At 62.9% G+C, this 8,514-nt stretch carries 8 protein-coding genes and 1 riboswitch; of the genes, 4 read left to right on the top strand and 4 right to left on the bottom strand.

Annotation, left to right across the window (positions count from 1 at the left end; all coding sequences use genetic code 11):
* From ACYZGB_RS22380 to metH, 3 genes are all read left to right on the top strand, one after another.
* Window positions 1-312: transposase (locus ACYZGB_RS22380; protein WP_462391161.1), on the top strand; the 312-nt coding region annotated here is incomplete at its 5' end.
* 94 nt (window positions 313-406) lie between these two features.
* Window positions 407-1,162, top strand: a complete 756-nt coding sequence (locus tag ACYZGB_RS22385) for a hypothetical protein (RefSeq protein ID WP_462391162.1) — start codon at window positions 407-409, stop codon at window positions 1,160-1,162.
* Window positions 1,163-1,203: 41 nt separating this feature from the next.
* A riboswitch (S-adenosyl-L-homocysteine riboswitch) is annotated at window positions 1,204-1,303 on the top strand.
* A 20-nt stretch (window positions 1,304-1,323) separates the two neighbouring features.
* Complete coding sequence (gene metH / locus ACYZGB_RS22390; protein ID WP_462391164.1) at window positions 1,324-4,074, top strand: methionine synthase; 2,751 nt, start codon at window positions 1,324-1,326, stop codon at window positions 4,072-4,074.
* Window positions 4,075-4,155: 81 nt separating this feature from the next.
* Here the strand turns inward: metH and ACYZGB_RS22395 are convergent, their stop codons facing one another.
* Window positions 4,156-4,557, bottom strand: a complete 402-nt coding sequence (locus ACYZGB_RS22395; RefSeq protein WP_462391166.1) for a RidA family protein — start codon at window positions 4,555-4,557, stop codon at window positions 4,156-4,158.
* A gap of 158 nt (window positions 4,558-4,715) precedes the next feature.
* Between ACYZGB_RS22395 and ACYZGB_RS22400 the strand changes: the two genes are divergently transcribed.
* The gene (locus tag ACYZGB_RS22400) at window positions 4,716-5,639 is read left to right on the top strand and encodes a LysR family transcriptional regulator (protein ID WP_462391168.1); all 924 of its coding nucleotides are present in this window, start codon (window positions 4,716-4,718) and stop codon (window positions 5,637-5,639) included.
* Window positions 5,640-5,752: 113 nt separating this feature from the next.
* Here the strand turns inward: ACYZGB_RS22400 and ACYZGB_RS22405 are convergent, their stop codons facing one another.
* The 3 genes from ACYZGB_RS22405 to ACYZGB_RS22415 all read right to left on the bottom strand — a co-directional run bounded on the left by ACYZGB_RS22405 (window position 5,753) and on the right by ACYZGB_RS22415 (window position 8,359).
* The gene (locus ACYZGB_RS22405; RefSeq protein WP_462391171.1) at window positions 5,753-6,289 is read right to left on the bottom strand and encodes a VOC family protein; all 537 of its coding nucleotides are present in this window, start codon (window positions 6,287-6,289) and stop codon (window positions 5,753-5,755) included.
* Window positions 6,290-6,379: 90 nt separating this feature from the next.
* Window positions 6,380-7,174: a GNAT family N-acetyltransferase gene (locus ACYZGB_RS22410; protein ID WP_462391169.1), complete on the bottom strand. Its 795-nt coding sequence runs from the start codon at window positions 7,172-7,174 to the stop codon at window positions 6,380-6,382.
* Between the two features lie 135 nt (window positions 7,175-7,309).
* Window positions 7,310-8,359 carry an aminoglycoside phosphotransferase family protein gene (locus tag ACYZGB_RS22415; RefSeq protein WP_462391170.1) on the bottom strand — a complete coding sequence of 350 codons (1,050 nt, stop codon included), beginning with the start codon at window positions 8,357-8,359 and terminating at the stop codon, window positions 7,310-7,312.
* Window positions 8,360-8,514 lie beyond the last annotated feature (155 nt).

The following is an 8,514-nucleotide window of genomic DNA, read 5'->3' on the forward strand; positions in this document are numbered from 1 at the left end:
CATGACACCAAAGGGGTGAAGGAGCTGATCGCCGATGTGCGCTTTGATGCCTTGCTGGCCGACAAGGCCTTCGATGTGAACTGGTTGATCCAGGAGCTGGACAAGCGCGGCGCACAGGTGGTGATCTTACAGATGCCGCGTCGGCGATCACCTTTGGAGATTGATCGGGAGGTCTACAAATGGCGTCACTTGATAGAGAACTTCTTCGGCAAGCTCAAGGAGTTCAAACGCATCGCAATGCGCAGCGACAAGACGGATACCAGCTTCGCGGCGATGATCCATCTCGCAGCTGCGGTTATCAACTCCCGATGATTCTCAACACGCCCTAGAGCGCGCTTCTTCAAACAATGTCAACCGCAGTTCGGCGGCGGGCATGGGCGCTCAGTCGCCACCCATAATCGGCCCCATGCGTGGGCCGTTTTTATTGCTGCTGCGGGGGTTGCGGGGTCGGTGGGCTGGCGTGGCGGCCTGCTGCGTGCTGGCAGGCTGTGCCAGCAATGCTCCTACCCCGCGCGGCGAGGTGAAGGGTGCGCCCACCCATGCCGTCGAACTGGCCCAGTCCGATGCCAACCGCATGGCCACCCTGGCCATGCAGGAGAACCTGGACGGCCTACTGCGCCTGGCCGACAAGCTCTACCGCCGCAACCCCGCCGAATGGCGCAAGGGCAGCGCCACCAGCCGCGAGCAGGCGCTGGAGCAGCTGCGCACCGCCGTGCTGCAGCGTCAGCCCTGGGCCCCGCTGCAGGGCCGCCGCGACATTGCCGCCATGGCGCTGGCCCTGGCACCCGAATTTGCGGGCGACCGCGTGGCGGCCTTCATCCATGCCACGGCCGACATGGTCATCACGGCCCATGGCGGCAAGACGGAGTTCTTTTTGCTCGACGGCGTGGATGCCCAGCACCTCTACAACGCCGCACGCAATGTCGAAACCGCCGCCTGGCTGCTCGCACAGCGCCGCAATGCCCAGGGCCAGCCGCTGTTGCTGGCCGACGAGATCGGCGCCCAGGGCCGCAACCTGAGCTTCGAGCGCGAGTTCGGCAAGATCATTGCGCGACTGGACCTGCTGGCCACCTTCACCACCGAAAAGTACCGCCGCGCGGCCATCAGCTATGTGCAGGGCATTGTGGGCGGCACCTTTTTGCAGTTCCTGCCTGTGCGCTGATGCGGCGAACGCCTGCCCGCATCACCCGGTAAAATCCGCACCTGCCCAAGGAGCGTTGCAGCGGCCTCTCACCACGACGGGGCCGTCAGGCTTGGGTACCTAAAAAGCTGTAAAGCCCCACCGCAACGACGCTCACCTGTTTTTCTGCTGCCCCTGCACAGGTGAGTCCTATGTCCGCGTCTGCCCCGTCCCTGCCCCCCATGAAGCTGTCCGGCCTGGAGCCCGTCTCCATTGGCGAGGGCACCTTGTTCGTCAACATCGGCGAGCGCACCAACGTCACCGGCTCCAAGGCGTTCGCGCGCATGATCTTGAACGGGCAGTACGAGGAGGCCCTGGCCGTGGCGCGCCAGCAGGTGGAAAACGGCGCCCAGGTCATCGACATCAACATGGACGAGGCCATGCTCGACAGCAAGGCCGCCATGGTGCGTTTTCTGCAGCTCATCGCGTCCGAGCCCGACATCGCGCGTGTGCCCATCATGGTGGACAGCTCCAAGTGGGACGTGATCGAGGCCGGGCTGCGCTGTATCCAGGGCAAGGGCATCGTCAACTCCATCAGCATGAAAGAGGGCGTGGAGAAGTTCAAGCACGAGGCGCGCCTCGTCAAGCGCTACGGCGCTGCCGCCGTGGTGATGGCGTTTGACGAAGTGGGCCAGGCCGACACCTACGCCCGCAAGATCGAGATCTGCGAACGCGCCTACCGCGTGCTGGTCGATGAAGTGGGTTTTCCGCCCGAAGACATCATCTTCGACCCCAACATCTTTGCCGTGGCCACCGGCATTGAAGAGCACAACAACTACGCCGTCGATTTCATCGAAGCCACACGCTGGATCAAGCAGAACCTGCCGGGCGCCAAGGTCAGCGGCGGCGTGTCCAACGTGTCGTTCAGCTTCCGCGGCAACGACCCGGTGCGCGAGGCCATCCACACCGTGTTCCTGTACCACGCCATCCAGGCGGGCATGGACATGGGCATCGTCAACGCGGGCATGGTGGGCGTGTACGACGACCTGGAACCCGTGCTGCGCGAGCGTGTGGAAGACGTGGTGCTCAACCGCCGCCCCGACGCGGGGGAGCGCCTGGTCGAGATCGCCGAAACCGCCAAGAGCGGTGCCAAGGACGAGAGCAAGAAGCTCGAATGGCGCGGCACGCCCGAGTACCCCAAGACCGTGGGCGAACGCCTCTCCCACGCCCTGGTGCACGGCATCACCGACTTCATCGTCGAAGACACCGAAGAGGCCTACCAGGCCATCGTCGCCAAGGGTGGCCGCCCGCTGCACGTGATCGAAGGCCCGCTCATGGACGGCATGAACGTGGTGGGCGATTTGTTTGGCGCGGGCAAGATGTTCCTGCCCCAGGTGGTCAAGTCGGCGCGCGTGATGAAAAGCGCTGTGGCCCACCTGATCCCCTACATTGAGGAAGAAAAGCGCCAGGACGAGTTGGCCGGGCGCGACGTGCGCAGCAAGGGCAAGATCATCATTGCCACCGTCAAGGGCGATGTGCACGACATCGGCAAGAACATCGTCACCGTGGTGCTTCAGTGCAACAACTTTGAAGTGGTGAACATGGGTGTGATGGTGCCCTGCCACGAGATCCTGGCGCGTGCTAAGGTCGAGGGCGCCGACATCGTGGGCCTGTCGGGCCTGATCACTCCCAGCCTCGAAGAAATGCAGTACGTGGCCGGCGAGATGCAGAAGGACGACCACTTCCGCATCAAGAAAATCCCGCTGCTCATCGGCGGCGCCACCACCAGCCGCGTGCACACCGCCGTCAAGATCGCGCCGCACTACGAAGGCCCCGTGGTCTACGTGCCCGACGCCTCGCGCAGCGTGAGCGTGGCGCAAAGCCTGCTGGGCGATGGCGTGCAGAACTACGTTCAGGAACTGAACGCCGACTACGAAAAAGTACGCACCCAGCACGCCAACAAAAAGCAGACGCCCATGTGGTCGCTGGAGAAAGCACGCGCCAACCGCACGCCCGTCAACTTCAGCACCTATGTGCCGCCCACGCCGCGCCTGCTGGGCCGCCGCGTGTTCAAGAACTTCGACCTGGCCGAGCTGGCCAGGTACATCGACTGGGGTCCGTTCTTCCAGACCTGGGACCTGGCCGGGCCGTACCCCGCCATCCTCACTGACGAAGTGGTGGGTGTGGAAGCCACGCGCGTGTTTGCCGACGGCCAGGCGATGCTGAAAAAGCTCATCGAAGGCCGCTGGCTCAGTGCCAGTGGCGTGCTGGCGCTCTACCCCGCCAACAGCGTGGGTGACGACATCGAGTTCTACACCGACGAGACACGCACCCAGGTCGCCATGACCTGGTACGGCATGCGCCAGCAGACCGAAAAGCAGATGATCGACGGCGTGATGCGCCCCAGCCGGTGTCTCGCCGACTTCGTTGCGCCCAAGGACAGTGGCATCGCCGACTATGCAGGCCTGTTCGCTGTGACGGCCGGCCTGGGCGTGGAGAAGAAGGAGCAGGCCTTTGTCGATGCGCTGGACGACTACAGCGCCATCATGCTCAAGAGCCTGGCCGACCGCCTGGCCGAAGCCTTTGCCGAATGCCTGCACCAGCGCGTGCGCACCGACCTGTGGGGCTACGCTGCCGGCGAGCAACTCAGCAACGACGAGATGATTGCAGAGAAGTACGCCGGCATCCGCCCCGCGCCCGGCTACCCCGCTTGCCCCGACCACAGCGCCAAGCAGGAGCTGTTCCGCGTGCTGCAGTGCGAAGAGATCGGCATGGGCCTGACCGAGAGCCTGGCCATGACGCCCGCTGCCAGCGTGAGCGGCTTCTACATCGGCCACCCCGACGCGGTGTATTTCAACGTCGGCAAGATCGGCGAAGACCAACTGCACGACATGGCCCAGCGCCGGGGCATGGATGAGAAGGTGCTGGAGCGGCTGCTGGCGCCGAACCTGTGATGCTATTGATTGGATAGCTGTCAGCGCATGATGGACGCGCGGTGACGGCCTGTTTCATTCAGATTTCTCCAGGCAATCCAATCAGCTCCGGCTGTCCGGCAGCTTCGCGATCACCTTGATCTCGAACTGGAACCCGTACAACCAGGTCACCCCGATGCCCGTCAGCGTGGGGTGGGGCGCCTCGCCCCAGAACTCGGGCACGACGCCCCAGACGGTCTCGAAGTTCGCCTCGGGGTTGACCACGAACATCGTCACGTCCACCACGTCATCAAACGTGCAGCCTGCAGCGTGCAGCACGGCGTTGAGGTTGCTGAACGCCAGGCGCACCTGGGCTTTCAGGTCGGGCTCGGGCGAGCCGTCCTCGCGGCTGCCCACCTGGCCCGAGACAAACAGGAAGCCGTTGGCGCGCACGGCGGGCGAATAGCGGTTGCGCTCGTACAGCGCCTGGCGGCCTGCGGGGAAGACAACATCACGGTGGGGCATGGGATTCCTTTCGTTCTGCAGAGCAGATGATTGCGATGAAGGCACTGTAGAAGCGCGCGTTGTTTCGATAAACAGGCTAATCTATGCATCACTGTTCCTGATCGCCAAACAATGGCGGGCATGCCGCCCCTTCGGCACGCCTCAACTACCTGTACGCCATGGACCGTTTTGACGCCCTGCAGGCCTTCGCCCGCGTTGTGGAATCCGGCAGCTTCACCAAGGCTGCCCTCACCCTGCACCTGAGCCGCACCACCGTCACGCAGCTGGTGCAGCAGCTCGAAGCGCGCCTGCGCGTGAAGCTCCTGCACCGCACCACCCGGCGCGTGCAGGTCACGCCCGATGGTGCTGCCTACTACGAGCGCGTGGTGCGCCTGCTGGCCGACCTGGACGATGCCGATGCCAGCGTTTCCATCGCCGCCGCCGCGCCCCGGGGCCGCCTGCGGGTGGACGTGCCCAGCCCCCTTGCGCGCCTGGTCCTCATCCCCGCGCTGCCCGCGTTCCACGCACAGTACCCCGACATCCTCCTGCACATGGGCGTGAGCGATCGCCCCGTGGACATGGTGGGCGACAACGTGGACTGCGTGGTGCGCGGTGGCGCCCTCACCAACCCGGCGCTCGTCGCACGCCATGTGGGCGACCTGCAATTGCGCGTGTACGCCGCCCCCAGCTACCTGCAGCGCGCGGGCACGCCCGAGCACCCGCAGGCGCTGGAAGGCCCGCACCACCGCACCGTGGGTTTTCTGTGGGCGCGCACCGGCCAGCCTCTGCCTTTCGAGATGCGCCGTGACACCGAACACGTGAGCGCCCAGGGCCACGACATCTGCGCTGTGGACGACGGTAACGCCTACCTGGCCGCAGGCCTGGCGGGCCTGGGCGTGCTCTGGCTGCCCGACTACATGGCCCGCCCCCACGTGGCGGCTGGCGAACTGGTGCCCCTGCTGCAGGACTGGACGCTGGAGCCGATGCCGCTGTACGTGGCCTACCCACCCCAACGGCATGTGAGCGCCAAGGTGCGGGTGTTCATTGAATGGGTGGCGGGGTTGATGGCGCTGCATGCGCCGGTGATGGGGCGTAGCAGATAAAGTGCTACTGAATAAATAGCTAAAAAAGATTGCTGGACAGGCGCAAGGCAGGATTTTGAGTCAGAAAATTTGCCACACAAAGTGAAAAATCTGCGGCACCGCCATCACCCACGTCACCCACGCCACGCCGCCTCAATTGCCGCCACATCAATCTTGCGCATGCCCATCATCGCGTCAAAGGCCCGCTTGGCCGCCGCGCGGTCCGGGTCGTTGATGGCCTGCGTCAGCACCCGTGGCGTAATTTGCCACGACAGCCCCCACCGGTCCTTGCACCAGCCGCAGGCGCTCTCCTGCCCGCCATTGCCCACAATCGCGTTCCACAGCCGGTCGGTTTCGGCCTGGTCGTCCGTCGCGATCTGGAACGAAAACGCCTCGCTGTGCGTGAAGGCCGGGCCGCCGTTCAACCCCAGGCACGGGATGCCCAGCACCGTGAACTCCACCGTCAGCACATCGCCCTCATGCCCTGCGGGATAGTCGCTGGGCGCATGCATCACCCGCCCCACGGCGCTGTCGGGAAAGGTGGCCGCGTAGAACGTCGCCGCCTCCAGCGCCGTGCCGTTGAACCAGAGGCAGAGGGTGTTTTGGGGGACATGGGGCGCTCCTGCTGGGGGACCGGAGGATGATCGGGCTGAGCGGGATGGAGCCGAGATTTTGGCAGTTTGTGTGGTGTCGAGTAGCTCTTTGAGATTGGGCTGGAATGGGCCCAAGGCTGCCGCACGATTGCGTGGGCTACCAACTTTTCAATGATTTTGTCGATGCCACGAATAGACGAAAAATTCACGCGCTGGCTTAAAACCCAGCGCGTTAGCAAGTCGCATAGAAGCAAAGTTGCTTTCGTAGCAATCCCAAGTCGGATGGAAGCCGCGGTGCACGCATTCGACTATGAGGGCGGATGCTACGGCCCGTGCCAGTCCTAGACGCCTAAACTTTTCAACGGTCATTATGTCGATGGCGTAGCTGCCGTGAGACACGAAGACTGAATAGCAAAGGCTAACGACTTCGTCTTCTGTCGATGCGCAAACTCCGACACCACGCTTCTCAAAATCGGCCGGGGACTTCCAAGTACCCCCTATCCAGGGATACACAGTGGCCTCGACCTTTAGCATGATGGCCGCATCCATGGGGGCGACACGGATGCCGGGTGGCAGCTGCTGTTCAGAGCGAAGGGCTTCAAAGCTTTTTCTATCAAGCTGGAAAGCAACACGTCGACTTCTTTGCGTTGACGATGACTTGGCCAAATCCAGACATGGCAGCCAGCTCTCATGGCTCGGATAGAGAATGAAGAAATCCTGGTGCGGATAGTCGTAGAGCCATTGAAGGCACTCACTTGCAAATCCAGGATTCGGGACCGAGCCCGCGAGCACACAAAAGCCGTTGTCGTAGACGAAGGCCGCTCTAAAGTCATTCTGTGCGTTGACAAACACCTTGCCCAGCGAGTTCCCCGACAAGACCATACCTGAAACTTCTGAGCCGACGTGCGCGGCTTTAAATAGATGGGCTACGCAGGCATATTTTTCCGGTTCTAGTTCAAGCATGTAGTCCGACCGTTTTGAATCGAATTGGAGAGATTAAGACCATGACCGGAGGTCCGCTCCTTGCCGATTTCCGCCAGGGTAGCTGCGGCCTTTCAGCCCTAAGGTAGCAACGACCCAAGCCATTGCGCCCATTGGTCACTTCAGCAAATCAAGGCAGTCGAGATCTTCCACCGCATGCGAAACCCGCGTGAGTTGGGGCCACCAGACGAAGGCTGACATGCCCCGCTCAAACCTTGCCATCGGGGTGCGCAGGTGCAGCAGTACCGCCAGCCGATAGTCTTCCTGAAACGTCGCACGCGGATAGCCCGTCACCCCGTGGGCAGTAAGCACCCCGTGATAGCGGTCCAGCAGCGGCATTTCAAAGCGCTGGCGCACTGCGCGGTCCCACTGGAGCGCCATCATGTAAGCCAGGTCCCAGACACCGGTTCCCACATGCCAGCCATCCCAATCGATGAGCTTCGCTACCCCAGTCGAGTTCTCGCGTGGAACCATCCAGTTCCAGACGTGGGCGTCTCCATGGACCAACGTCCTGTACTGGAATTGATTGGCGCGTTCGATGAGCGCCGGGAGCCCGGGCAGGAACCTCGCGTAGATGTCCCGCGTGCGCTCGTCCACCGCATCGCCGGCCTGCGCAAACAGGCGCTCGCATGTGCCTGACAGCCATTCTGATGCCCGGAGCCGATTCCAGAGCGTAGGGCCCATGCCGGGCACAGTGACGTCACCACCATCAGTCCCGGTCCACTCGGTGGCATGAAACTGCGCCAGCGCTTCAACAATGTGGACGCAGCGATCGAACGTTGGCGGCAAAGGCTCTTCGCTGGGCTGTTGGTGCGACTCCGACAGGTCCTCAATCAGCAGCCAAGTGCGGCCCGTAGGTTCATCCACGCCCCCTGCGTAAAACCGGGGAATGACCGGGTTGTTCAGGTGCTGAGCAATACGCTCGTAGAACGGAAGTTCGGGTTGGCCAAACCCGGGGTGTGACACCTTCAACACGGCGCGTGTCGGAGCGCCTGTGGCATGGCTCCATGCCAGCGTCACTCCGGTCAGATCGGAAAGGTAGCCCGAAGCACCTATGGCGCTGGGCACGGCCGAAAGTAGCGATGCACCGTTGAGATTCTGATGCAGCGCGATGCGCTCCTCAAGAAACGACGGGGTAAGCAAACGCTCCAAAATCGAGCTGTCCAAAATGGCTCCTTGTGGCCTCTCAATGTCTGATATTGTTTAGGGTTGTGAGATACCTGCCCGGAATACCCCCGAGCGATGAGCGCCCCCGACCTGAGGGCAGGTGTCGCACAAGCCTCGGGGGAGGAAACCGCGAAGAACGCCAACGTTGGTGTTCA

The organism is Acidovorax sp. Q11 (assembly GCF_054950075.1).